The following is a 25,790-nucleotide window of genomic DNA, read 5'->3' as shown; positions in this document are numbered from 1 at the left end:
AGCATGCCATTAATGGGATGACAAAGCCTTTATGTTATTGTTGTGGGCGTTTTTTTTAAGTAATGCGATTAAGATGGCACAACCGACGGTGATCACCGCTAACGTCACGATACCTGCGGTATTGCTATTCATCATTTTATCGACTTCAACACGAATTATTGGTGCGAGGAATGAACAAAATGCCCCCATAGTGGTACAGAAACCAATTCCTGCCGCTAATGCAGGGCCGCTTAATAACTGAGGTGGAAACGTCCAAAACACTGGTTGAACGGATAAAAAGCCAACCGCGCTTAAACATAACGCCGCAATAGCAAAAACAGGGCTAGCAAATGCTGACAATGCCAAGCCTAATGCGGCAGCTAACATACACAAAACTGAGATTTCGATGCGACGGGTTGGATGGCGGTCGGCAAAACGAGGAATGTAATACACCCCAAATGCAGAACAAGCCCAAGGTATTGCAGCAACTAATGATTGTTTAAAGCCTAAACTTTCTCCCATTAAGGATGCAACTTGGGAAGGCAGAAAGAACATCAAACCATATACTGAGATTTGGATCGTGCCGTAAATCAGTGCAAGGTGCCAAACTTTGATATTTTTCAGTGCGGATGATACCGATGTGGTTTCCGTTTTTGCATTTTCTTTTGCTAATTGTTCTATTAGGGCCTTTTTCTCTTCTTCAGTTAAAAAACGCGCTTTTTCAGGGCTGTCATCCAAATAAAAGAAAGCAAAAATACCAATCACAACAGCAGGAAGGCCTTCAATAACAAACATCCAGAACCAACCCGGCCGACCTAACCAGCCATGCAATTCCAGTAATGCGCCTGATAATGGTGAGCCCAGCGTCAACGCCAAAGGTACGCCTAAAACGAAGATCCCAATTACAGAGCCGCGTACATTGTTGGGGAAATAAATGGAAGCTAATAATAGAATACCTGGATAAAACCCGGCTTCGCCCAACCCCAATAAGAAGCGTAAAATAATAAATTGCGTCTCATTGGTGACAAAACCTGTCATTGCAGACAGAACTCCCCAGATTACCGTGGTAATACTCAGCCATTTTTGTGCGCCAATTTTGTTTAAAATTAAGTTAGCGGGAATACCAAACAGCGCATATGCCGCAAAGAAAATACCTGCACCAAAAGCAAACGCAGAATCAGACAAACCAATGTCGACTTGCATTGCATCTTTAGCAAAACCCACATTGACCCGGTCAATGAATGCAACAAAATATAAAATAAACATCAGAGGCACTAAACGTTTCCACGATTTAGCTATCGCAGAATTTAAAACAGGATTGTTATAAGCTTTGATTGTCGCCATGATATTTTTCCCTGTTGATAAGATGTTCTATTGTGTTTGATTCAGGAAAAGTCAGAGTGGTGAATCAGCAAGGGTTAATAACTGCTGAAGTTGCTCAACCTGTTTATTGTTCAACCCAATAAATGGAGCTGTACAATAGTCTGAATTAATCACACCTTTTAGTTGCAACGCTTTTTTAAAGGTTGGGATAAATGGCGCATTAACACCATATATAGCCATCAATTGGTCTACTCGTTGTTGGTGTTTCGCTATTAAAGCTAAATCACCTTGGGTAAACGCCTGCATCCATGATGCGAAAAATTGCGGAACAATATTTGAAAGCCCACCAATACAACCATTTCCTCCCGATAGCACCACATGAGCAAAGTTATTATCGTAACCTGCGTATACCTCAAAATGAGGCAAGCGTGATTTCACCGTTTCAATTACTTGGGCAGTATGAGTCGTATCAGGAATGGTATCTTTCAACCCGATGATATTGGGGTATTTATCCGCTAAACGTAGGCAAACATCTGGAGAGACAGAATAACCTGTTCGTTCAGGAAAGTTATAAATGAAAATGTTAGCAGATGTTTTTGCTGCTATCGTACTGTAAAAACGAAAAACACCTTCATCATCCAACGGAAAATAATATGGACTGATAATCATCACTCCATCAATTCCTTTTTCGTATGCGTAGTTAGCTAATTCAATCGACTCTTGCACATCAAGGCGGCTTGCCCCTGCATAAACACGCATTTCCTCCTTTGGATAACGACCACATAGGTCGATTAATGTTTTTGAGCTCTGCATATTGAGCGCAAAAAATTCCCCCGTGCTGCCCATAGTGACAAAACCAGAGACCTTGCCTTTCAATGAGTCATAAACACGTATGTTTTGTTCTGTATCCACTCGACCTTTGTCATCAAAAATGGTCACTACTGGCGTGATATAACGACTTTCCATACCGATAATCTCCTTGCTGATTATTGTTCATATATACAAACTGTATTCGCAAATAAAAACAAACAACAAGAAATCATGAATTACTGATTGAGTCAAATTCATTCAATCCATATATAGTCCAAATATAACAATTTGATTAAAAAGGAATTTAAAGTGAGAAAATAGCCATTAAACTGGCTGGCAGTTGTTTTTTTTATTACTAAATTTTGAGCAAGCTCACGCCTTTTGGATGACTTTACCCATCATTAAGAATGACCAATTTGAGACTAAAGGTATTTCTGAGATGATTTACATAGTGGTATTTTAAACCTAGAATAGCGACAAAATTAATCAGGGAGGTAGTTTAATGTCTACGGGGCACATGCCGACAATTCGGGTATTAGAAATACTGCAAGTTTTATCGGCTGAAAATACTGGGCTTTCTTTGACACAACTTTCTGATAAAACACAAATCTTAAAGGGGACGATTTATCCTATCTTAAAAACGTTGGTTGAACATCGATATATTAATTATGATGACAATAGCCAACTATATTATTTAGGTATCGCCTGCTCGCTCCTTTCCCGCTCATTTTTCGAAAAATCCTATTGGCTCAAAATGGTTCATAGGGAAATGGTACATATCGTAGATGAATGCAATGAAGTGTGCCAAATGGGGATTTTAGATGGTGCTGATGTGCTATACATTGATAAAGTTCAATCAGCGCAAAAAGTTCAATTAATCTCTAATATTGGTACTCGCTTACCTGCTATATATTCTGCACTGGGTAAGGCCATGATTTTCAATTACAGTGACCAGCAAATTTCCCAGCTTTACCCTTCGGGTTTTACCCCTTTAACTCAATACAGTGTGCAAACTCTAGCGGAACTACGTCAGCAACTTGATGACGTCAGAAAAAACAGCTATGCAATTGATAATAAAGAAATAAATGAAGAGACAACCTGTTATGCTGTCGCGTTACGTCAGCGGGATAAAATCATAGCAGCAATTAGCGTGTCTATCCCCACTTTCCGTATCAATGAGCAAAAAATCGATCAGGTCATCAAAACACTATTAACGAGCCGTGAACGCATCGAGCAAGAACTGAATACACTGGAAAATATTGAGTTTTATACCTAGCCATAACGATAAAAACGGATTACTTCATTAAGACATATCACTTTAATTCATAGATTAATTTATATGAATCTTTTATTATTTGCATAATTGTTAGATAAATATTGCAAAAAGACAGTTTAGCTAAGAAAGATATATCGGGATCCCCCCTAATTAAATAGGGTATTATGCAAACATAAGTTAAATTTTATGCCAAAGGGATCATATTCATGTTAAATAGTTAACATTTACGCGTATATTTTTACTTATTCTGATGCTTAAAATTGACTTTATAAAAATTTTTAATAAATTTTAAAAAATATTTTTATCATTTATTTCATTAGGTTACGCTTGATTTTAACATTGCATTAACCATTTTTACCTCTCTCTCTAGCGAGTTCATGATCCATATCAAATTTCCCATTTATCCCCTTTGTTACTATTATTGCGTGCTATAATTAATCAACTTTGTAAGAGAGTGTTGGTATGAAAGCTGACAACCCTTTTAATTTATTGCCACCAGCTGTAATGGCGCAAGTCGCAGATGATGCCTCTTTTTATAAGGCAAATAAACATCCTGCAATTACTTACTTGTCAGCATTCACTGCCGGTATTTTTATCTCTATCGCGTTTGTATTCTATATCACAGCAACAACTGGGGCAGCTGAAGCGCCTTATGGTTTCACTAAACTTATTGGCGGGATTTGTTTCTCCTTAGGTCTGATGTTAGTGGTTGTATGTGGCGCAGACCTTTTCACCTCCACCGTACTCACTATCGTCTCAAAAGCCACAGGTAGAATTACTTGGGGGCAAATGTTCCGCAACTGGTTTAATGTCTATATTGGTAACTTAATTGGTGCGTTATTCTTTGTTGCACTAATTTGGTTTGCAGGGCAATACACCGCAGCCAATGGCCAATGGGGGTTAAATGTATTACAAACCACCAGCCATAAATTACACCATACCTTTATTGAAGCTGTTGCATTAGGAATTTTAGCAAATTTAATGGTTTGCCTTGCGGTTTGGATGAGTTACTCCGGCCGTAGTTTAACTGATAAACTGGTCGTTTTAGTTTTACCTGTCGCGATGTTTGTGGCGAGCGGTTTTGAGCATAGTATCGCAAACATGTTCATGATCCCGTTAGGCATTATGATTAAAGAGTTCGCTCCTGCTGAATATTGGTCTCAAATAAATATGTCTCCAGACCAATTTTCACATCTAACGGTTGGTAATTTTATTACAGATAACTTAATTCCAGTCACTATCGGGAATATTATTGGCGGCGCGATTTTAGTCGGCCTCATTTATTGGTTTATGCATTTACGTAGTGGCCAAAAACACTAATAGCCACTGACACACACGAAAAGATTTATTAAGATCCCTAAAAGATCCATTGTTAAAAGGTAAAAGTATCATGTCCGAGTTAAATGAAAAATTCGCTTTAGCATGGCAAGGTTTTAACCAAGGTAACTGGCAGGACAACGTCGATGTACGTGACTTCATCCAGAAAAACTACACTCCATATGAAGGTGATGAATCTTTCTTAGCAGGCTCTACTCCAGCAACTGACAAGTTGTGGGATAAAGTCATGGAAGGGATCAAAATCGAAAACCGCACTCATGCGCCAGTTGATTTTGACACAGATGTCGCATCAACCATCACTTCCCATGATGCTGGTTATATTACAAAAGAATTAGAAACAATCGTTGGTTTACAAACTGATGCACCTCTGAAACGTGGTCTTATCCCGTTCGGTGGTATCAAAATGGTTGAAGGCTCATGTAAAGCATACGACCGTACTTTAGATCCAGAAATCAAAAAAATCTTCACTGAATACCGTAAAACTCACAACCAAGGTGTTTTCGACGTTTACACGCCAGACATCTTAAAATGCCGTAAATCAGGTATCTTAACGGGTCTGCCTGATGCATATGGTCGTGGTCGTATCATCGGTGACTACCGTCGTGTTGCACTGTACGGTATTGATTTCCTGATGAAAGACAAATTTAACCAATTCACCTCTTTGCAAGAAAGATTAGAAAAAGGTGAAGACTTACAAATGACTATCCAACTGCGCGAAGAAATTGCTGAACAGCACCGTGCATTGGGTCAAATGAAAGAAATGGCTGCAAAATACGGTTACGATATTTCTGCACCAGCAACAAACGCACAAGAAGCAGTACAGTGGACTTACTTCGGTTACTTAGCCGCTGTTAAATCACAAAACGGTGCTGCAATGTCATTTGGTCGTGTATCTACCTTCTTAGACGTGTATATCCAACGTGACTTAGAAGCAGGTAAAATCACCGAACAACAAGCGCAAGAACTGATTGACCACTTAGTCATGAAACTGCGTATGGTACGTTTCTTACGTACGCCTGAATACGATGAGCTGTTCTCTGGTGACCCAATCTGGGCAACTGAATCATTAGCGGGTATGGGCCTTGATGGTCGTACTCTGGTAACGAAAAGCACATTCCGTTTCCTGAACACACTGTATACCATGGGCCCATCTCCTGAGCCAAACATGACTATCCTGTGGTCAGAAAAACTGCCAATGAATTTCAAAAAATTCGCGGCGAAAGTGTCTATCGATACCTCATCAGTTCAGTATGAAAACGATGACTTGATGCGTCCAGATTTCGATAACGATGACTACGCAATCGCATGTTGCGTCAGCCCAATGATTGTTGGTAAACAAATGCAGTTCTTCGGTGCTCGCGCAAACTTAGCGAAAACCATGCTGTATACCATCAACGGTGGTGTTGATGAAAAACTGAAAATGCAAGTAGGTCCTAAACATGCGCCAATCATGGATGAAGTCTTAGATTTCGATACTGTGATGAACCAAATGGACCACTTCATGGACTGGTTAGCAACTCAGTACGTCACTGCACTGAACTGCATCCACTTTATGCATGACAAATATAGCTATGAAGCTTCACTGATGGCACTACATGACCGTGATGTTTACCGCACCATGGCTTGTGGTATCGCGGGTCTATCTGTTGCTGCTGACTCACTGTCTGCAATCAAATATGCGAAAGTTAAACCAATTCGTGATGAAGACGGTATCGCTATCGACTTCGAAATCGAAGGTGAATATCCACAATTTGGTAACAACGACTCTCGTGTAGATGATATCGCGTGTGACTTAGTTGAACGTTTCATGAAGAAAATTCAGAAACTGCCTACTTACCGTAACGCGGTACCAACTCAGTCAATCCTGACCATCACATCTAACGTTGTGTATGGTAAGAAAACAGGTAATACACCAGATGGTCGTCGTGCAGGTGCGCCATTCGGACCAGGTGCAAACCCAATGCACGGTCGTGACCAAAAAGGTGCGGTAGCTTCACTGACTTCTGTTGCTAAACTGCCATTTGCTTACGCGAAAGATGGTATTTCTTATACTTTCTCTATCGTACCAAATGCATTAGGTAAAGATGACGACGTTCGTAAAACTAACTTAGCGGGTCTGATGGATGGTTACTTCCACCACGAAGCGTCTATTGAAGGCGGCCAGCACCTAAACGTTAACGTTATGAACCGTGAAATGCTGTTAGATGCAATGGAAAACCCAGAGAAGTATCCACAACTGACTATCCGTGTATCTGGTTATGCTGTACGTTTTAACTCACTGACTAAAGAACAACAGCAAGACGTTATTACTCGTACTTTCACCAGTACAATGTAATAATTAGCTCATTAAAATAAAGTAAATTAAAGACCCCGCTTTACGGGGTCTTTTTATCTATACCAGCAACGATATTTTTCTCTAAAGTTTGCGGTATGAAGGATATTTTGGAGTGCCTGCTATGTCTATCGATGATACTAAAACCAAAACAATAGCGACGACTAATGTGACAGAAACCCCAACCACACTCGGCCGTATTCATTCATTTGAATCATGCGGAACCGTCGATGGCCCTGGGATCCGCTTTATTGTATTTTTTCAAGGCTGCTTAATGCGCTGCCTGTATTGCCATAATCGCGATACTTGGGATACCCACGGTGGCAACATTGTTACCGTTGAAGAATTAATGAAAGAAGCCGTAACCTATCGCCACTTTATGAATGCGACTGGCGGAGGTGTTACCGCCTCAGGCGGAGAAGCTATCTTACAAGCTGAATTTGTACGTGACTGGTTCCGTGCCTGTAAGAAAGAGAATATTCATACTTGCCTTGATACCAATGGATTCGTGCGCCGCTACGACCCAGTGATTGATGAACTGATGGATGTCACTGACTTGGTGATGTTAGATTTAAAACAAATCGATGACGATATTCATCAAAAATTAGTAGGTGTTTCTAATCATCGTACTTTGGAATTTGCTCGTTACCTTGCCAAACGCAACCAGAAAACTTGGGTACGCTATGTTGTCGTGCCAGGTTGGAGCGATGACGACCATTCAGTACATTTACTGGGCGAATTTACCAAAGATATGAGCAATATCGAAAAAATCGAATTACTGCCCTACCACGAACTTGGTAAACACAAATGGGAAACCATGGGTGAAGAATACAAACTAGATGGCGTTAGACCACCATCAAAAGAAGTGATGGAACGAGTTAAAAGTATTCTAGAAAGTTATGGTCACAAAGTGATGTACTAACCAATTTGAGGCTCTTTATAGAGCCTCTACTTTATCTGCTATTATTCCTATCTAAACAAAGGTAAATGGCCAATTAGCTGAGTAACTGCCTTTTTATTCCCCACCAAGCCGATCCCTGCCAATTGAATATCTTTATATTGCTGCTCAGATAGTTTTTGCTGATATTCATCATAAGTACGGCAAGACTGAGCGAGCAAACTAACAGGAATAACGTATATTTCATTTACCTTTAATGCAGCCACTTCAATCTCTTTAATATACTGCTCTGGTGATTTTAAAATCGGTAATGGCACATAAATCACCCCGGGGTAATTAATATTATCTGTGCTATTCAAATCTTCCCCTACTATATTATTAACTTTATTTCCTAAACTCACACCAATCACACTAGCGGCATTCATTGCCAACCCGTTAGATAAATCCTGATTAACGACGATAGCACAACGATGCTCAGCTGGATTAAATATCATTCCTGTCCCCTACTATTTTATGTGTATTCAATTTCCCAATAATTATGACATTTAAAGAAAGAAATAGGCTTTCTAACTCAGTCATTACACGCTAAGATTTAGGTGAATTTATCCTATTAAAAGCACTTTCAAGGTAGAGCTTTCCATTTATGGCAATAGACAAGACAGAAATAAAAATACTGAAGTTACTACAAGATGACGCTCGAATAACTAACCAAGTACTTGCCGAAAAAGTAGGCATGTCGGCCTCTCCCTGTTGGCGAAGGGTTAAAAAATTAGAAGAAGAAAATGTTATTCAAGGGTATCGCGCCATTCTCAATCGTAGAAAGATTGGCTTAGGCGTCATGGTTTTTGTTCGCGTCATTATTGATAGTGATAGCGAGGCTGAAGCACAAAAATTTGAACAAGAAGTGACTGAGCTAGAAAATGTCGTCGCTTGCTACAGTATTGGTGGTGATTCTGACTTTTTACTACAGGTTGTATCCCATGATTTAGACTCCTATGCCGACTTTGCTATGACGGTTATTCGCCGGCTACCAGGTATCAAAGAAATGCAAAGTATGTTTGTACTTAAAGAAATTAAGCCGTTAGATACTTACCCAATATCACTTATTTAGCTTTTAAATTAAATAAAATCTTACTTAATTATTATGAATCGTGATTATTTAATTGACGATTCAACCTTGTTGATAGAACCCAAAATAGCTTTTTTCGCTAAATATACTAAATATTCGTATTCTATTCAGTGCATTAAGGCATAGATAACTATCTTAGTTCGATAGAAAATATTTTATACAAGAAAATTCTAATCAAAAATACCTTACCAGAATAGTCTGCTTTATAATAAGCTAACTTATCTGCATACTACTGCCGATAAGTTACAAGAATGAGTATAAGCTCAAAAAACTTATTAATAATAATTAATCGCTAATTCACTACGACTAACAGGTTCCTTTTTTATTATGAATAATGAAAACTTCAGTGCAGATAACAACCCTGCACCTACAATTAATGCGCAAACGCAAGCTGATACATTTGTTTTTCACGCAGAACCGCGTGCAGTAGATGCAGGCGAAGGTGTTAACTGGATCAGCCAATCATGGTCTCTCGTTAAAGAAAAACTGGGAATGTGGATCTTGATTAACATTGTTCTGTTTGCTGTGATCTTTATCATTTCAATGATCCCATTCTTAAATTTATTAATTACATTTATTACACCTATTTTTATCGGTGGTATTATTGCTATCAGTGAAAATCAACGTAAAACAGGTCAAGCAGAAATCGGCTTACTATTTGCAGGCTTCCAAAATAAATTTGGTACGTTGTTTGCTGTAGGCGCAATCAACTTTGCTGCTAACTTAGTTGGTATGATCATCGCATTTATTATCGGTGGTTCTGCAATGTTCGGTTTACTGATGGAAAGCAACCAATATGGTGCGCCATCAGACGCTGCTATCCTTGCCTCTTCAGGTACATTCTTCTTTGCAATCATCATCATGGCTGTTGCAGCATTAGTGGGTACAGCCTTAACTTGGTTTGCTCCTGCATTAGTGATGAACCATGATTTCACGGTTGGCGCTGCAATTTCTGCAAGCTTACAAGCCGTTAAGAAAAACATCCTGCCAGGTATTCTGTTCTTTATCGTTATCTCTATCTTAATGATAATTTCAGTTATTCCATTAGGTTTAGGTTTATTAGTTTCTATGCCAATTATGTATGTTTGCTATTACAGCAGCTACCGTAGCCTGTTTTTCTCGCAAGTAAAATAAACCAAAATATGATGATTTGACGACTTTGTTAAATCATTAGTTCTAAAAAAAGGAAAGCATTTGCTTTCCTTTTTGCTATCCCGAAAAAATTCACATATATTCCTTTAAATGATAATTTCCCTCTTCTTTTCATAAATTGGAGTTGTTTTCCATGTATTTCGATATCACTGATTTAAAACTGTGTGTTAATGTCGCCAATGCAGGAAGTATCACCCAAGGAGCGAAACTAACTTATATTACACTGCAATCTGCAAGTGAACGAATACGTGGGCTAGAAAACGAATTAAACATCGTTATATTTATTCGTTCAGTGAAAGGTGTTTCATTATCGAATGCAGGCCATGTATTTATTGAGCATGCGAAAACAGTTTTGCAGCAAATTGAATTAATGCAAGATGAACTGCGACAATATAGTCAACACCTGCGTGGGCATATTAATATTCTTTGTAATACTTCTGCCCAAATGGAATTTTTACCCGCCCGTATTAGCGCATATTTACGACAACACCCCATTATGTCTGTATCCGTGAAGGAAATGCCAAGTGCTAACATCGTCACTGCCATCAAAAATAAAATTGCAGATATTGGTATTATCGCAGATTCTACTGACCTCACTGGTCTGGATATTCAACCATTCAGCTCAGATGAATTAGTCGTTTTTGCCCATAAAGATAGCTTTTGGGCGAGCCAAAAGAGTGTTCCATTTTCTGATATTATTGATGCTGAATTTGTGGGGTTGATAGAAGATAACCCATTACAAAAACATATTGATAATAATGCCAAACAACAAGGCAAACGGCTCAACTACCGGGTACGCATGCCAACTCTAGATGCTGTAATGCAAGGGGTTAATGATGGCATTGGCATTGCTATTATTCCCAAACAAGCGGCACAGCGTAGTCAACTTTCTACTACTAAAATAGTGCAATTGACCGAAGATTGGGCATGTCGAAAATTAGTTATCTGCGCACGAGATTTCAGCCAATTACCTGATTATACCAACGAGTTTATTCATTTTTTAATTAACTGGTCATCTGAAAGCTAAGTTTGCCGCCATGTAAATCCCTAATCCTGTTAACCCAATAAAAAAGCAACGACGAAATACCTTTTCACTAATGATCTGGCGAAAATATTGGCCAAGATACATTCCACCAATAGCAGGAATTAAGGCAAAGGCAGATAAACTCCAATTAATATCATACTGTTGCTGGTCAATGGATAATCTAATGGCTAATGCAACTGTTGATGCGGTAAATGCTAACCCTAGAGCCTGAATAAGCTCATCTTTATTTAATTTTAATGTTTGTAAATACGGAACAGCTGGAATAACAAATACTCCGGTAGCAGCCGTAATCACACCTGTGATATAACCCACTGTTGGCGAAAGCCATGTTTCATATTTCTCGGAAGATGGCATTTTTTTAGCCACTAAACCCCATATCCCATAAATAATAAGTACGATACCCAGTGCAGGGAGTGTCCAGCGAGATGCCGAGGTTAAAGAAGGTAAAAAACTGAATAATGTGCCAAGCATGACCCCAATAATAAAACCACTGAGCCGTTTGATTAGCGCCATAAATTGTGGACCAATTAATAATTGCCATATATTCGTGATTAACGAAGGAATAATTAACAAGCTAGCAGCGGCAACAGGCTCCATTGACGTGCTTAATAATCCCATTGCGATTGTTGGTAACCCTAGTCCAATCACTCCTTTTACAATACCTGCTAATAAGAAAACACCAATAATTACACCCATCAATATCACTCCGATAAATTTACTTTACCGTAGATTAATGTCCTACATTAAATGTCGCTATTTGGAAAATATTGAGGTGGGATCAGGCTTAGCCTGAGGATGTTTTTACCAAAACACTTTAAATTACACAAAAAAAAAACGCGACTACCATCAGTCGCGTTTTATGTTTGAAGGAGTAACGGAAATTAACCGATGAACTCTAACCCTTTCATATATGGGCGCAATACTTCTGGAACTTCAATACGGCCATCTGCTAATTGGTAGTTTTCTAAAATCGCCACCAATGTACGACCAACCGCTAAACCAGAACCATTCAGAGTATGAACAAGTTGTGTTTTCTTATCACTCTTACCGCGGAAACGAGCTTGCATACGACGCGCTTGGAAGTCCCACATGTTGGAACAAGATGAAATTTCACGATACGTATTTTGCGCTGGTAACCACACTTCTAAGTCATAGGTTTTACGTGAACCAAAACCAATATCACCAGTGCATAAAATCACTTTACGATAAGGCAAGTTCAGTAATTGTAATACTTTTTCGGCATGGCCAGTCAGCTCTTCCAATGCATCCATGGATTTTTCTGGATGAACGATTTGCACTAACTCAACTTTGTCGAACTGATGCATACGGATCAAACCGCGTGTGTCACGGCCATAAGACCCTGCTTCAGAACGGAAACAAGGGGTATGTGCAGTCATTTTCAGAGGAAGTGAGTCTTCATCTAAAATTTCATCGCGAACTAAGTTAGTCACCGGGACTTCTGCGGTTGGGATCAACGCATAAGTACTGCTGTCCGCTTCCTCTTCCAATGGTTTAGTATGGAACAAATCTTCACCAAACTTTGGTAATTGGCCAGTTCCGTACAGCGTGTCATGGTTGACTAAATACGGAACATACAACTCTTGGTAACCATGTTGTTCAGTATGCAAATCAAGCATGAATTGTGCCAATGCACGGTGCATGCGAGCAATTTGCCCTTTCATAACAACAAAACGAGCGCCAGTCAGTTTTACCGCAGCTGGGAAGTCTAAGCCACCGGATAACTCGCCAAGACTGACATGGTCTTTAACTTCGAAATCATACTGACGAGGCTCGCCCCAACGTGCAACCTCAACGTTGTCAGAATCATCTTTACCATCAGGCACTTGGTCATCTGGGATATTCGGGATACTTAAGGCAATATCACGGATTTCTTGTTGCAGCTTATCTAACTCTGCTTTTGCAGAATCCAATTTTTCGCCTAATTGGTTAACTTCCAGACGTAATGGTTCGATATCTTCACCACGTGCCTTCGCCGCACCAATAGTTTTCGATCGCGAGTTACGGTCTGCTTGCAGGGTTTCAGTTTCAACTTGTAAAACTTTGCGGCGTTCTTCTAATTCACGCAGCTTTTCCACATCAAGGGTAAAACCCCTGCGAGCCAGTTTTTCAGCAACCGCGTCTAGCTCCGTACGCAGTAAATTGGGATCGAGCATGCTTATCCTGTGATTATTGTTAGTAATTAATGACACTTTTTGAGTGTGCATTCCAGCACAACAAATAAAGTAAAGTATTTCGCTATATAACCTTACCGCATTGCCCAGTTTAGCGATAGCGTTTTGTGGTGCTAATTTGATCCTGTTGGGCTAACCAGTCTAGTTTTTCAGCAAACTTGCTTTCTTGACCCCGTTTCGTAGGGTAGTAATAACGCGTTGTTTGCATAGGTTCAGGAAAATAGTTTTCCCCCGCAGCATATGCGTTCGGTTCATCATGCGCATAACGATATTCTTTCCCTGCACCCATTTCTTTTAATAGTTTAGTTGGGGCATTTCGAAGATGTTCTGGCACATCGTAATCCGGCTGCATTTGCGCATCTTTAATCGCTGCCTTATAGGCGGTATAAACCGCATTACTTTTCGGCGCACATGCTAAATAAACAATGGCTTGGGCAATCGCACGCTCACCTTCGGCTGGCCCCACACGCGTGAAGCAATCCCAAGCTGAAATGGCGACTTGCATCGCACGAGGATCCGCATTACCCACATCTTCTGATGCAATTGCAAGTAGCCGGCGAGCAACATACAGTGGGTCACCACCCGCGGTGATGATCCTTGCAAACCAGTACAGTGCGGCATCTGGTGCTGAGCCTCTAATCGACTTATGCAAAGCAGAAATTAAGTCGTAATAACGGTCGCCTTTGTTATCAAACCTTGCGGTTCGTTCACCACTGACTTCTTTTAATAAATCAGCGGATAAAATACGCTGCCCTTGGCTATCCGCTTCGGCCATATCCGCCATCATTTCCAGCAGATTTAATGAACGCCTAGCGTCCCCATTAACCAACTGAGCAACCATTTTGCGCGTGCTATCAGGCAGAACAACATTTTGCCCTCCAAGGCCACGAGAGGTGTCAGCCAGTGCTTGCAACAATACCTGTTCAATATCATTTTCTTCAAGGGATTTAAGCAAATACACCCTAGCACGCGATAACAATGCAGAATTTAATTCAAATGATGGATTTTCTGTTGTCGCACCAATAAATGTAATCGTGCCATCTTCTATGTGTGGTAAAAATGCATCTTGCTGGCTTTTATTAAAACGATGAACCTCATCGACAAATAAAATGGTTCTTCGCCCTGCACTGCGATTTTGCCGAGCTTTTTCAATGGATTCTCGAATTTCTTTAATACCAGAGGTGACTGCTGAAATACGTTCAATATCGGCTTGTGCATAATTACCAATAATTTCAGCAAGCGTTGTTTTACCTGTTCCTGGCGGCCCCCATAAAATCATGGAGTGCAGATGACCCGCTTTAATCGCACGTGGCAACGGTTTCCCCTCTGCCAGTAAATGTTTTTGCCCAATATATTGCTCAAGGGTTTCAGGCCGCATTCTTGCTGCTAAAGGTTGAAATTCATTCTGCGAAAAATCAAGAGACAGGTTACCCACGATATCCTCTTTTTTACTTCTTAAAATATCTTATATATTAACCAGCAAATATGAATACTGCTGGTTAATATTTTCTCTAATCAATCTTATTTGGTATTTGAGCGCTGGTCATCTAAAGTGACGCCTTTTGGTACTGTAAATTTGAATTTACTTGCATCAACGCGACCATTTTTCTGCTCTTTTAATTGATAAGCGCTAGTTTGGCCATCTTGCTCAACCGCTGAAAACTGCTCAATCGTCCCTTCGGGAGAAACCGTAATGGAAAAACGTTTTAAAGTTCCACTAGTTTGTTTTGGTTTTAAATCAAACGTATTTCCCTGCTGAATGATTGAGTACTGTTTCCAATCTTTCGGGTCATTACGCGTAATCAGTAAAAATGGCGTATCCTGCGTGGCATCAGCTAAATTAGTCACGGTCACTTGCTCGACAAACGGGTTATAAAACCACAAATTTTTCCCATCTGACACAAGTACACTTTCATCCGGTGATGTCATGTTCCAATTAAATAAATTTGGACGCTCAAGCCATAAGTCCCCAACACCTTCTTGAACCAAATCCCCTTCAGGACTCGTCACCTTCTGCGAGAAGCTAGCTTGGAAGCTATTGACCTTATTCAAACGTTCTTGAAGGTCTTGGCTTGCGTCTGCCAATACTTGGCCAATATGTAAACTTAGGGCTAACGCACCCAATAACATCATTTTTTTCATCGATGAAAGACCTTAAAATTATTACCATAAGAGGTGTTACGTCTTTATACACCCCTTAAATTAAACCAGCAATTAGCACACTAAATTATTAATGTCCCATTGACGGAGGAGCCAGAACTTCACGGTTACCATTGTGCCCTTGCTCACTGACAATACCTTGGATTTCCATTTGCTCGACAATCCTTGCAGCTCGGTTATAACCAATCCTAAATTGGCGTTGAACCCCAGAAATGGAAACGCGTTGTTTCTCAACAACAAACTCAACTGCTTGGTCAAACAGTGGGTCGAGCTCTTCACCTCCGCTATCATAACCACCACCTTCGCTATCATCACTACAGGTTGTGATGCTATCAATATATTGTGGTTTACCGCGAGCTTTCCAGTCATTCACAACTGCATGAACCTCTTGGTCACGAACAAAGGCACCGTGTACCCGCACAGGTATTGAAGAGTTTGGTGGTAAATATAGCATATCCCCCATACCTAATAACGACTCAGCTCCACCTTGGTCAAGGATCGTGCGTGAGTCAATCTTACTGGATACCGTAAATGCAATCCGCGTTGGAATATTTGCTTTGATTAGTCCAGTAATGATATCAACCGATGGCCGCTGAGTTGCCAATACCAAATGAATACCTGCTGCACGCGCTTTTTGAGCCAACCGTGCAATTAACTCTTCCACTTTTTTACCTGCCGTCATCATTAAGTCAGCAAATTCATCAACCATGACGACAATGTAAGGCTCTTTTTTCAGCGTTGGATGTTCGACATCCATGCTATCACCGGGTTTCCAATGTGGATCAGGGATTGGCCGCCCCATTTCTTCTGCCGCTTTGATGCGCTCGTTATAACCCGCGAGGTTACGTACCCCTAACGCAGACATCAGTTTATAACGGCGTTCCATTTCATTCACACACCAACGCAAAGCATTCGCTGCATCTTTCATGTCAGTAACCACTTCCGTCAATAGGTGCGGGATACCTTCATAAATGGATAACTCGAGCATTTTCGGGTCAATCATGATAAAGCGGACATCTTCTGGTTTCGCTTTATACAAGATGCTGAGGATCATTGCATTCACCCCAACCGACTTACCAGAGCCGGTTGTCCCCGCAACGAGTAAGTGCGGCATTTTCGCTAAATCAGCAACAACGGGGTCGCCTTCAATATCTTTACCTAGCACGATTGTCAGTGGTGACGGATTTTTACGGAAGTCATCGCAATCTAAAACTTCACTTAAATAAACGGTTTGCCGTTTCTCATTAGGGAGTTCAAGGCCCACATAAGGTTTACCCGGTATCACTTCTACAACGCGTACAGCTACGGTTGATAATGAACGAGCAAGGTCACGTGACAATGTTGATATCCGTGCTGCTTTTACTCCCGGTGCTAGGTCAAGTTCAAACCGAGTAATAACAGGACCTGGAGAGAACCCAACCACTTCAGCTTTAACACGATAATCATTTAGCCTTGCTTCAATCAACCTTGCTGTTTGTTCTAGTTTGAACATATCCACTGGCTCTTCTTGCGCTGGCGGACTTGCCAGCAAATCAAGAGACGGCATTGGGGTTGTTGGCTTTGGTAATGGTTGGTCATTACGCACTAAGAACGGGTGGAATAAGCTATCCTGCTGTGGCTGCTGTGGCTGCTGTGGCTGCTGTGGCTGCTGTGGCTGCTGTGGCTGCTGTGGCTGCTGTGGCTGCTGTGGCTGCTGTGGCTGTGCAAAAGTTTGAGTTATTGACGGTGAATTGCCAAGCCCTTCTGCAATATTATTTTGTGGAACTGCAGGTGGAACGGAAGTCGCGCTAAATGATGGCATAAATAATGGGTCTGCAGGCTCATTGTCAACCAAATCATCAACAGGAGTAAAACTATCCAGTACAGAAAACTCTTTTCTTAAATCAATCTTAGGCTCAAAGTCCTCTTGTTCTTGAGAAGAATACGCTTGCGTAAACTGCGGCTGATAGCTGTTATCCAGTGTTGGTGGGACTTCCTCAGGCTCTGGAATTGTATGTGTATTATTAGATTGTTGTGAAGCCGACGCCCAGCGGTGTTCAATCTCTGGCTGCGTAAATGCGCTGGCTTTATTTTCTGCCATTGGCTCATTTTGCAATTGGTCTTCATTAGAATGCACGCTATTTAACGGTGCTTCATAATCAGTTTCATCAACATCACCATAACGTTCGCGTTGCTGTTCTAAAAACTGCGCTCGTAGTAATTCGTCTTGTTGCGCTTCATCATCAGTTGCAGGCTCGTCAGACTCACTTGCAGACCACTGCTGATACACCTGCTCACGTTTAGAGGCTTCTTCTTCACGCCGTTGTAGTTCTGCATCACGTAACGAAGGAATGCGAATGCCATATAATTCACGACGCGTCGGTAAACGAACAGGATTAGGTCGCGGAAGCTCTGGCTCCATATTTTGTTTAACTTGAGCATGACGCTCCAGTGCCGCGACTGAAATACCTGCAGCCGCTAATGCAGCCGGGTTAGAAACCCTTTCAGTGACAGATGACGGAATAATGTTTTGCGTTATATTTGAAGGATCAAGTGATGACACTGATGTCGCCTGTGGTTCAAACGCTGCTTGATTAACAGATGTTGCCTGATTATTCGAGTACCCTGGAGAAGCGATATTATCGTGTTTTTGAGGCTCTGTTTGTTGATTATGATGAACACCAAACATCGGTTCTTCTGGTGCAACATACGCAGACGATTGAACTAACGGCTCATTAGCAGTTTCTGATATTGCATCAAAACCAGCACCGAGCTTAGGTTGGTAATCTTCTGGTACTTCAAAATGATATGTGCTCGGTTCATCTACTGTCGAGAAAGCGGGTTCTGGATCTTGTTCTAATTCATTTTGATTGACCGAAGGGATTGGATTTTCTGGCGCTGTAATCGCTTCGCTCGTCGTTTTTACCGTTGTTGGGTCGACTTCTGTGACTAATTCAGCCACTGTGGGTGCAGAAAATAAAACATCATCAACATCAATGTGTTCTAAGTCATCATTGGCTCTGTGCTCTGCTTCTTGCGCACGCTGTAAAGCCCCTTCAGTTTCTTCAACATCGTAATCATAATCATCTAAATCGTCTCCCCTTGCTCGATTTGTTAGCAACGTAATCGGGAGAAGGACGGCTGCACCAATTTTTTCTGCAATGGTAAGCCATGACCACCCAGTAAACAGCGTAAAGCTTATCGCCCATAAAAACAGTAATGCTAAAGTGGCACCTAATGAGTTGAACCACGGCATAATTGCACTACTAAATACACTGCCAATCACACCACCAGAGGCGAAGTTAGGTAAGTCGTCAAAATTGAGAGCTGCGAGGCCACAAGAGGATAAAATAAGCGCTAGCCCACCAATTAATCTTAATGATAAAGAGAAAAAGTCAATATATCGGCGTTGACTTTCATATTGGAAAATAGCCCAACACCCTAAAAGCAATAATGGAGGGATTGCAAATGCAAGAATACCAAAAGCAGAGAAAAGGATATCTGCACTCCATGAACCAACGCTCCCCCCTAAATTTTTCACAGGGGCATTCCAAGTCGTTTGTGACCAGCTTGGATCTGAAGGGCTGAAGCTCAATAAAGCCACCATTAAGAAGAGTGCGCTCAAGCATATTGCGAGCAAAATAACCTCTAATAGCCGTCTTCCGCTACTTAGTTTTTTAAATTTGATATGTTTATCTTCTGTATATTCTTGGCTCATTATTGTTTCTTTGCTAACTGATGTTCTTGACTAACCTAGGTTTATTCTATCATTAAACGCCTGACTCTGCCTGCTTTACAACGACTAAGGGAAATCAGGGCCTCACCAAAGCACTAAGATGCAGTATTCCATCTAATGTATGATGATTCAATTTCTATTTCTCGTCAAAAATCCTAAATATTTATAGCTTTAGAATCAATAAATTGGAAATAAAACTTATCAGTTGCTTAGTAATTTACGTAAAACACAATAGAAAGGCTCAGATAGTAGCCTGTTGAAGCAGTTAAACGACAAAGCATGATATTTTGATAAAACAACAGATGGGGTAAGAAAAACGGAACAACGCTGAGTAAACTCAGCGTTGAAACTGCAGTGCGGCAACAAAGCTGAAATGCTGTGCTGAATCGAGGTTAAAAAGCAATAATTAGCGAGTTTTGATCACTAAGCGATTGCTTTGTTTAACTTCTTCCATAACTACATAGGTACGAGTGTCGTTCACGCCTGGTAAACGTAACAGAGTTTCACCTAACAGTTTACGATATGCGGACATATCTGGCACACGCGTTTTCAACAGGTAGTCAAAGTCACCAGAAACTAGGTGACATTCCTGAATTTCTTCCAGTTTTTGAACTGCAGTATTGAATTGCTCAAACACATCTGCAGCGCCACGGTTGAGTGTAATCTCAACAAACACGAGCAAAGATGCATCTAAGTAGTGTGGATTTAATAACGCCGTATAGCCAGAGATAAATCCTTGTCTCTCAAGACGACGTACACGCTCTAAACAAGGTGTTGGAGATAAACCAACTCGTTTAGATAGCTCTACGTTAGAAATTCGCCCGTCTTTTTGTAGTTCGTTTAATATATTCCTGTCGATACGGTCAAGGTCTTTGCCAGGACGCTTTTTATTGTCAATCATCTCTTTATCTCTCTTTCTCTAATTGTTATTTTCTACATCTAAAAATAAGCACCTTAGTCACCACCTCTATTTATTTAGGAATTCGTGTTCAGGAGCAAATTTTATTCATAATGCTGAAGTTCGCGTGAATGTAATTATCACCCACAATTTTTACTTGTATTTTAAATTTGTAAGTAGTGTAAAGTTAATTTTCCAGTAAGAACAAAAATGCGCCATTTCCATTGATCTGCTAGATAATTAACTCTTACACTGATGTTTTCGCAAATGCGCAGCCGATTGTCAAAGCAAATGAATAAAAATCAGTACAAGATTTCGCTTTTTTTTCCAGTAAAACGTTTCGCAGCCTTAATTCAAGATAATTCCTAAAAATTGTGATGCGTGACACAAGCAACTTTTTGTCACATTTTCTTACATTTTGTCGGTATTACCTATTGATGAAATAAGCTAAATGAAACTAACTTACACTTAAACCACTTTTGTTAGCCTCTTATTTCTCCTACAATCTCGTAAATGCTTTTTAGATTAAAGAGGAATTCATGAGCACAACAACACATCGCAAGTTAATCATTCTTGGTTCTGGCCCTGCGGGCTATACTGCGGCTGTCTATGCTGCACGTGCAAACTTAAACCCAGCATTGATTACTGGGGTGGAAAAAGGCGGTCAATTGACCACCACAACTGAAGTTGAAAACTGGCCTGGTGACCCAGAAGGTTTAACCGGTCCAGGGCTTATGGAACGCATGCATGAGCACGCGTCAAAATTTGACACCGAAATCATATCTGACCATATCCAAAAAGTGGACTTAAAACAACGTCCTTTCCGTTTAATTGGCGATGAAAATGAATATACCTGTGATGCACTGATTATTGCGACAGGGGCTTCCGCTCGTTATATCGGCCTACCTTCAGAAGAAGCGTTCAAAGGCCGTGGCGTTTCAGCTTGTGCAACCTGTGACGGTTTCTTCTATCGTAACCAAAAAGTCGCTGTCGTTGGTGGTGGAAACACTGCAGTAGAAGAAGCACTGTACCTTTCTAACATTGCTTCAGAAGTCCATTTAATTCATCGCCGTGATAGTTTCCGCGCAGAAAAAATCCTGATTAATCGTTTAATGGATAAAGTTGAGAACGGTAATATTATTCTGCATACCGACCGTACATTAAATGAAGTATTAGGTGATGATATGGGCGTAACGGGCGTGCGCTTAGAGTGTACTAAAACACATGTAACAGAAGATATTCCTGTTATGGGGGCATTTATTGCCATCGGCCACAGCCCAAATACCGGTATTTTTGAAGGCCAATTAGATTTAGACAACGGTTATATTAAAGTGCAATCTGGCACTCAAGGCAATGCAACTCAAACGTCTGTTGAAGGTGTGTTCGCTGCAGGTGATGTCATGGACCATATATACCGCCAAGCAATTACCTCTGCGGGTACAGGTTGTATGGCAGCCTTAGATGCAGAACGCTACCTTGATGGTTTAGCATCTAAATAATCAATAAGTTATTGTGATTTAGATAGGCTTCAATTTTTCCTCAATTGAAGCCTTTTTTATTACCTATGTTAACCATCTTAACTATTAGTTTTACATATATTTTTAAGACCAAGTTTATATTGTACTTTTTTAATACTGCCTATACTGTTTTTACATAACATTAATTAATATAAGGTGTAGGTATGGGGCAACAATCAGAACGTGATGTCATTCGCGGTTATTCTTATTTTATTATTGTCATACTTGCCGTAATTCAAGGCATCGTCATCACAGCCACGACTGATTACTCTACCCGTCTAGAAAGCCAACTTAGCGCCACCACTCTGTATCTACCTATTTTGCTCGCCATTTTTGTTCCTTCAGCAATAAGTTACCTAATTACCAATGCAAAATCCGCTATTTTCTATCTCAACATTGCTGTCATTATTGGGTTAATTTTCTGGCTCAATTACTGGCATTCCCAAGACTTTCAAAATCCGACAGATGCAGACCCATTCTTCGCCTTTATCACCCTAACTGTTCTACTCTTTTTTATGCTTCCTTGGATGCAATCGTGGCAAACCACAAGAACATGGAAAATCGACTACGGTTGCTTGATGGGGCTATATATTAAAAATACCTTTTTAGGTGTTCTAGCTTCTGCAATAGGTGGGTTACTCACTTTAATCGTAAAAATAGCCAGTTTTCTATTTGGTATTGTTAACCTAACTTTTTTGAGTGAAGCTCTTGATAACGACGTTATCTATTGGGTGAGCTTTGCACTTGGCTTCAACGTAAGTTTAGCTTTTTTACGCGCAACATTGAATGTACAACTCAGTAATTTTGTTAGCTTTATTGCTCGTTTTTTCTTACCTCTTTTAAATATTGTTGCCGTTATTTTCTTGGGTGGTTTCGTTGTTTCTCATTTTTCAGGTTTAACCTCTGCGGGTTTAGGCTCCGCAGTGATGCTATGGTTTTTAATTTTAAACCTCATTTTTATTAATTTTGTGTATGGCGATGGCACAACGCAATATCAATTCCGTGCAGGCCTAAATGGTTTTGTTTTAATTAGCATTATTCTACTCAATGCATTCTCAGTGCTTTCTCTTTATGGCATTTTGGTGCGAGTAAACCAGTATAGTTGGAGTATTGAACGCCTGTATGCCTTTACTATTGCCTTATTCCTATTTGCACTGGTTTTTGCTTATAGCATTGCCATTATCTATAAAAAATCAGCTTGGATGTCCTATCTGGGGTCTATCAATAAAGCAGGAATTTTATCTCTGATTGCCATTATATTAGTTATTAACAGCCCAATAGCTGATTTTAAACGCATCACACTGAACAGTATTCTTGCAGGTATTGAAAATGGCAAAATTAAAGTCAATAGCTCCCTTGCTTATGACTTAAAACAATTAGGTGAAAAAGGACTACAGGCTTTTGAACAACTCAATAAGAACCCTGAATATCAAAAGCTATTCCAAACTAGCCCTTATGAAGAAGAACAGCGAAAACCGCTAAAGTCAGTTTTAATTCAAGCTCAAAATAGCCCTACAATACCCGATAGTTGGTTCGACCTCGGGGAAAACCTTAGCAGTGCATGGTATTGTACTTCACAATACGACCCATACCCATGTGTTGGCTTTATGGCCGATATTAACCAAAACAATCAAGATGATGTGGTTATGTGCTATTCCTACCCAAGTGGCTCTAATATTGATTGCCATATATGGCAACAAACGGAACAAAGCTGGGAGTTAATGGATACGCAAACTCACTCATTTGATACCATAAAAGAAAAAGATCAGGCTTGGGATAATTTATTGAAAGGAAACTTTAAATTGAAACCTAAAGAATGGTTAATGATAGACCCCTCTTCTTAATTCTAATTAAAAATGCAGGCGGCTTAACATTTCTTTGTTAAGCCGCCTTTTCATTACGTAAAAATACAGTAACATCCCAATATCATTACATCTCAAGCTCTACTGAAATATTAAATTTACCTTTACAAAACAATTTGATAACAAAACACAAATCACTTTAAATAACCCACTTTTATTATGCAACATATGGTGGTGAAGCTGTTATGATGTAGCCTAATACTCGAATTTATGGGTAAGATCAAAAACGCAGATTTTCTTATAATCACCCATTGCGTGACCCGATCAAAAAATTATCGTTCTCATGCGTTTTAAAACAGCCCAGCTGCAATATAACGCATGGTAAAGCAACGTTAGGTTGGTATTTCCTAACTATACTCAATGACATTAAAACTACACCTGCTAACTAAATCATTATGGATAAATCAAGACAGACTGAATTGGTACGTTGGTTAAAACAACACAGTGCCCCTGCCAAGCGCTGGTTGCGGATCTCTATGTTACTAGGCATTTTGAGCGGATTACTGATTATTGCTCAGGCCTGGTTCTTAGCTGTTATCTTACAAGCATTGATTATGGATAACGTTCCTCGAGAACAGCTATTAACCCCTTTTATGCTTTTGATCTGCGTTTTCGTCTTACGCGCAATTGTCACTTATATACGAGAACGTGTTGGCTTTCGTTGTGGCCAAGTGGTGCGCCAAGAAATACGCACCATGGTACTCGATAAACTTCAAGAACTTGGCCCTGTATGGGTTAAAGGTAAGACTGCGGGGAGTTGGGCTACGATTATTCTTGAACAAATTGAAGACATGCAAGATTACTATTCACGCTATCTTCCACAAATGTATTTAGCAGGGATCATCCCCATTATGATCCTGATTGCTATCTTCCCATTTAACTGGGCAGCCGCCCTCATTTTATTTGTCACTGCCCCGCTGATCCCGATTTTTATGGCATTAGTTGGCTTAGGTGCGGCAGACGCTAACCGTCGTAATTTTATTGCATTAGGCCGTTTAAGTGGCAGTTTTCTTGATAGGTTACGAGGCCTAGATACCTTAAGGCTATTTTTTCGTGAAAAAGCAGAAATTAAGCAAATTCGCGAGTCAACAGAGGATTTTCGTTCCAGAACGATGGAAGTACTCAGAATGGCATTTCTGTCTTCAGGCGTACTTGAGTTTTTTGCGTCGATTTCGATTGCTGTTGTTGCCGTCTATTTTGGATTTTCCTACCTTGGTGAAATGAACTTTGGTAGCTATGGTTTACCTGTCACACTGTTTGCTGGTTTCCTTGCTTTGATACTTTCTCCAGAGTTTTTCCAACCGTTACGTGACCTTGGCACATACTACCACGCTAAAGCACAAGCTGTTGGTGCCGCTGAAACACTCGAAACGCTATTAAACAGTGAGGGGGAAAAAAAAGCTCAACAAGGCACCCAAACACTGAGTAATGAAGCTATCTATATTCAGGCTAAACAATTAGAAATTTTATCCCATGATGGCGTGCGCCTTGCAGGGCCATTAGATTTCAATATTGAGCCACAACAACGTATTGCTATTGTCGGTCAAAGTGGTGCAGGGAAAAGCTCATTACTGAATTTATTGTTAGGCTTTCTACCTTATCGCGGCTCCATCACCATAAATGGCGTTGAACTTCGCGAATTATGCCCTGACAAATGGCGTGAGTTACTGGGTTGGGTTGGGCAAAACCCCCACCTTCCAGAGCAAACATTGATTGAAAATATCTGTTTAGGCAAGCCAAATGCTACAGAAGCAGAAATTAAACAGGCTATTGATAATGCCTATGTTTCCGAATTCTTAGCTCATTTACCTGACGGCCTAAATACCAAACTCGGTGACTATGCTGCCCGTCTTTCGGTCGGCCAAGCTCAGCGAGTTGCCGTTGCTCGGACCCTGTTGAAACCATCTCGTATGCTACTTTTAGATGAGCCCGCTGCAAGCCTAGACTCCCACAGTGAGCAACGTGTCATGCAGACACTTAACCAGCTATCAAGCCAGCAAACGACCCTCTTAGTCACCCATTTACTGGAAGAAACCCTGGATTACGACCAAATTTGGGTAATGGCTAATGGGCAAATCATTCAGCAAGGTAATTACACACAATTGAGTCAGTCAGAAGGCGCTTTTGCCCAGTTACTTGCCCATCGCAGTGAGGAGCTTTGATA

Annotated in this window: 19 protein-coding genes; 10 read left to right on the top strand and 9 right to left on the bottom strand. The window is 40.5% G+C overall.

Features of this window, described 5'->3' with window-relative positions:
- Positions 1-9 precede the first annotated feature (9 nt).
- Positions 10-1,323 (bottom strand): MFS transporter, encoded by a 1,314-nt coding sequence (locus G6Q48_RS11375; protein WP_102138465.1) that lies wholly within the window; start codon positions 1,321-1,323, stop codon positions 10-12.
- A gap of 51 nt (positions 1,324-1,374) precedes the next feature.
- Positions 1,375-2,268 (bottom strand): dihydrodipicolinate synthase family protein, encoded by an 894-nt coding sequence (locus G6Q48_RS11370; RefSeq protein ID WP_166184650.1) that lies wholly within the window; start codon positions 2,266-2,268, stop codon positions 1,375-1,377.
- A gap of 346 nt (positions 2,269-2,614) precedes the next feature.
- On the opposite strand from G6Q48_RS11370, the gene G6Q48_RS11365 reads away from it, so the two are divergent.
- From G6Q48_RS11365 to pflA, 4 genes are all read left to right on the top strand, one after another.
- Positions 2,615-3,388, top strand: a complete 774-nt coding sequence (locus G6Q48_RS11365; RefSeq protein ID WP_166266523.1) for an IclR family transcriptional regulator — start codon at positions 2,615-2,617, stop codon at positions 3,386-3,388.
- A gap of 462 nt (positions 3,389-3,850) precedes the next feature.
- A complete protein-coding gene (focA, locus tag G6Q48_RS11360; RefSeq protein ID WP_102138462.1) occupies positions 3,851-4,708 on the top strand; it encodes a formate transporter FocA in 858 nt (285 codons plus the stop codon).
- Positions 4,709-4,778: 70 nt separating this feature from the next.
- A complete protein-coding gene (gene pflB / locus G6Q48_RS11355) occupies positions 4,779-7,061 on the top strand; it encodes a formate C-acetyltransferase (RefSeq protein ID WP_102138461.1) in 2,283 nt (760 codons plus the stop codon).
- Positions 7,062-7,182: 121 nt separating this feature from the next.
- A complete protein-coding gene (pflA, locus tag G6Q48_RS11350; RefSeq protein ID WP_229597552.1) occupies positions 7,183-7,980 on the top strand; it encodes a pyruvate formate lyase 1-activating protein in 798 nt (265 codons plus the stop codon).
- Positions 7,981-8,027: 47 nt separating this feature from the next.
- On the opposite strand, the gene G6Q48_RS11345 is transcribed toward pflA, so the two are convergent.
- Positions 8,028-8,450, bottom strand: coding sequence for a DUF2000 domain-containing protein (locus tag G6Q48_RS11345; RefSeq protein ID WP_166266522.1), 423 nt, complete (start codon positions 8,448-8,450; stop codon positions 8,028-8,030).
- 149 nt (positions 8,451-8,599) lie between these two features.
- Here G6Q48_RS11345 and G6Q48_RS11340 point away from each other — a divergent pair, with 149 nt between their 5' ends.
- The 3 genes from G6Q48_RS11340 (at position 8,600) to G6Q48_RS11330 (ending at position 11,264) form a co-directional block, all read left to right on the top strand.
- The gene (locus tag G6Q48_RS11340; protein ID WP_166266520.1) at positions 8,600-9,067 is read left to right on the top strand and encodes an Lrp/AsnC family transcriptional regulator; all 468 of its coding nucleotides are present in this window, start codon (positions 8,600-8,602) and stop codon (positions 9,065-9,067) included.
- Between the two features lie 345 nt (positions 9,068-9,412).
- Positions 9,413-10,219, top strand: a complete 807-nt coding sequence (locus G6Q48_RS11335; RefSeq protein WP_102138458.1) for a BPSS1780 family membrane protein — start codon at positions 9,413-9,415, stop codon at positions 10,217-10,219.
- 151 nt (positions 10,220-10,370) lie between these two features.
- Entirely contained in the window at positions 10,371-11,264 is an 894-nt protein-coding gene (locus tag G6Q48_RS11330) for a LysR substrate-binding domain-containing protein (protein WP_166184662.1), read from the top strand.
- Here G6Q48_RS11330 and G6Q48_RS11325 read toward each other — a convergent pair.
- The 6 genes from G6Q48_RS11325 to lrp all read right to left on the bottom strand — a co-directional run bounded on the left by G6Q48_RS11325 (position 11,250) and on the right by lrp (position 20,250).
- Positions 11,250-11,978, bottom strand: coding sequence for a sulfite exporter TauE/SafE family protein (locus G6Q48_RS11325; RefSeq protein ID WP_102138456.1), 729 nt, complete (start codon positions 11,976-11,978; stop codon positions 11,250-11,252). The two genes, G6Q48_RS11330 and G6Q48_RS11325, sit on opposite strands and share 15 nt — an antisense overlap.
- Positions 11,979-12,163: 185 nt before the next feature.
- Complete coding sequence (serS, locus tag G6Q48_RS11320; RefSeq protein ID WP_004256329.1) at positions 12,164-13,456, bottom strand: serine--tRNA ligase; 1,293 nt, start codon at positions 13,454-13,456, stop codon at positions 12,164-12,166.
- 109 nt (positions 13,457-13,565) lie between these two features.
- Positions 13,566-14,909, bottom strand: coding sequence for a replication-associated recombination protein A (locus G6Q48_RS11315; RefSeq protein WP_102138455.1), 1,344 nt, complete (start codon positions 14,907-14,909; stop codon positions 13,566-13,568).
- An 86-nt stretch (positions 14,910-14,995) separates the two neighbouring features.
- A complete protein-coding gene (gene lolA / locus G6Q48_RS11310; protein ID WP_102138454.1) occupies positions 14,996-15,616 on the bottom strand; it encodes an outer membrane lipoprotein chaperone LolA in 621 nt (206 codons plus the stop codon).
- An 88-nt stretch (positions 15,617-15,704) separates the two neighbouring features.
- A complete protein-coding gene (locus tag G6Q48_RS11305; protein ID WP_166266518.1) occupies positions 15,705-19,331 on the bottom strand; it encodes a DNA translocase FtsK 4TM domain-containing protein in 3,627 nt (1,208 codons plus the stop codon).
- A gap of 424 nt (positions 19,332-19,755) precedes the next feature.
- Positions 19,756-20,250, bottom strand: a complete 495-nt coding sequence (gene lrp / locus G6Q48_RS11300; protein WP_004256338.1) for a leucine-responsive transcriptional regulator Lrp — start codon at positions 20,248-20,250, stop codon at positions 19,756-19,758.
- Between the two features lie 536 nt (positions 20,251-20,786).
- Between lrp and trxB the strand changes: the two genes are divergently transcribed.
- From trxB to cydD, 3 genes are all read left to right on the top strand, one after another.
- Positions 20,787-21,746, top strand: coding sequence for a thioredoxin-disulfide reductase (gene trxB / locus G6Q48_RS11295; protein ID WP_004909448.1), 960 nt, complete (start codon positions 20,787-20,789; stop codon positions 21,744-21,746).
- 182 nt (positions 21,747-21,928) lie between these two features.
- Positions 21,929-23,608, top strand: coding sequence for a DUF7057 domain-containing protein (locus G6Q48_RS11290; protein ID WP_166266516.1), 1,680 nt, complete (start codon positions 21,929-21,931; stop codon positions 23,606-23,608).
- 413 nt (positions 23,609-24,021) lie between these two features.
- Entirely contained in the window at positions 24,022-25,788 is a 1,767-nt protein-coding gene (gene cydD / locus G6Q48_RS11285) for a heme ABC transporter permease/ATP-binding protein CydD (RefSeq protein WP_166266514.1), read from the top strand.
- Positions 25,789-25,790 lie beyond the last annotated feature (2 nt).

The organism is Providencia sp. M-27, assembly GCF_011077905.1.
Classification (GTDB): domain Bacteria; phylum Pseudomonadota; class Gammaproteobacteria; order Enterobacterales; family Enterobacteriaceae; genus Providencia; species Providencia huaxiensis.
This window is presented reverse-complemented; position numbering and strand designations above follow the sequence as displayed.

What these genes read in the sequence shown, in the direction of transcription:
- G6Q48_RS11290 (WP_166266516.1), top strand. Translation starts at nt 21,929, where the DNA reads ATGGGGCAACAATCAGAACGTGATGTCATTCGCGGTTATTCTTATTTT.
- G6Q48_RS11345 (WP_166266522.1), bottom strand. Translation starts at nt 8,450, where the DNA reads ATGATATTTAATCCAGCTGAGCATCGTTGTGCTATCGTCGTTAATCAG.
- trxB (WP_004909448.1), top strand. Translation starts at nt 20,787, where the DNA reads ATGAGCACAACAACACATCGCAAGTTAATCATTCTTGGTTCTGGCCCT.
- G6Q48_RS11325 (WP_102138456.1), bottom strand. Translation starts at nt 11,978, where the DNA reads ATGGGTGTAATTATTGGTGTTTTCTTATTAGCAGGTATTGTAAAAGGA.
- G6Q48_RS11305 (WP_166266518.1), bottom strand. Translation starts at nt 19,331, where the DNA reads ATGAGCCAAGAATATACAGAAGATAAACATATCAAATTTAAAAAACTA.
- G6Q48_RS11370 (WP_166184650.1), bottom strand. Translation starts at nt 2,268, where the DNA reads ATGGAAAGTCGTTATATCACGCCAGTAGTGACCATTTTTGATGACAAA.
- lolA (WP_102138454.1), bottom strand. Translation starts at nt 15,616, where the DNA reads ATGAAAAAAATGATGTTATTGGGTGCGTTAGCCCTAAGTTTACATATT.
- G6Q48_RS11335 (WP_102138458.1), top strand. Translation starts at nt 9,413, where the DNA reads ATGAATAATGAAAACTTCAGTGCAGATAACAACCCTGCACCTACAATT.
- lrp (WP_004256338.1), bottom strand. Translation starts at nt 20,250, where the DNA reads ATGATTGACAATAAAAAGCGTCCTGGCAAAGACCTTGACCGTATCGAC.
- G6Q48_RS11340 (WP_166266520.1), top strand. Translation starts at nt 8,600, where the DNA reads ATGGCAATAGACAAGACAGAAATAAAAATACTGAAGTTACTACAAGAT.
- pflB (WP_102138461.1), top strand. Translation starts at nt 4,779, where the DNA reads ATGTCCGAGTTAAATGAAAAATTCGCTTTAGCATGGCAAGGTTTTAAC.
- pflA (WP_229597552.1), top strand. Translation starts at nt 7,183, where the DNA reads ATGTCTATCGATGATACTAAAACCAAAACAATAGCGACGACTAATGTG.
- serS (WP_004256329.1), bottom strand. Translation starts at nt 13,456, where the DNA reads ATGCTCGATCCCAATTTACTGCGTACGGAGCTAGACGCGGTTGCTGAA.
- focA (WP_102138462.1), top strand. Translation starts at nt 3,851, where the DNA reads ATGAAAGCTGACAACCCTTTTAATTTATTGCCACCAGCTGTAATGGCG.
- G6Q48_RS11365 (WP_166266523.1), top strand. Translation starts at nt 2,615, where the DNA reads ATGTCTACGGGGCACATGCCGACAATTCGGGTATTAGAAATACTGCAA.
- G6Q48_RS11330 (WP_166184662.1), top strand. Translation starts at nt 10,371, where the DNA reads ATGTATTTCGATATCACTGATTTAAAACTGTGTGTTAATGTCGCCAAT.
- G6Q48_RS11375 (WP_102138465.1), bottom strand. Translation starts at nt 1,323, where the DNA reads ATGGCGACAATCAAAGCTTATAACAATCCTGTTTTAAATTCTGCGATA.
- cydD (WP_166266514.1), top strand. Translation starts at nt 24,022, where the DNA reads ATGGATAAATCAAGACAGACTGAATTGGTACGTTGGTTAAAACAACAC.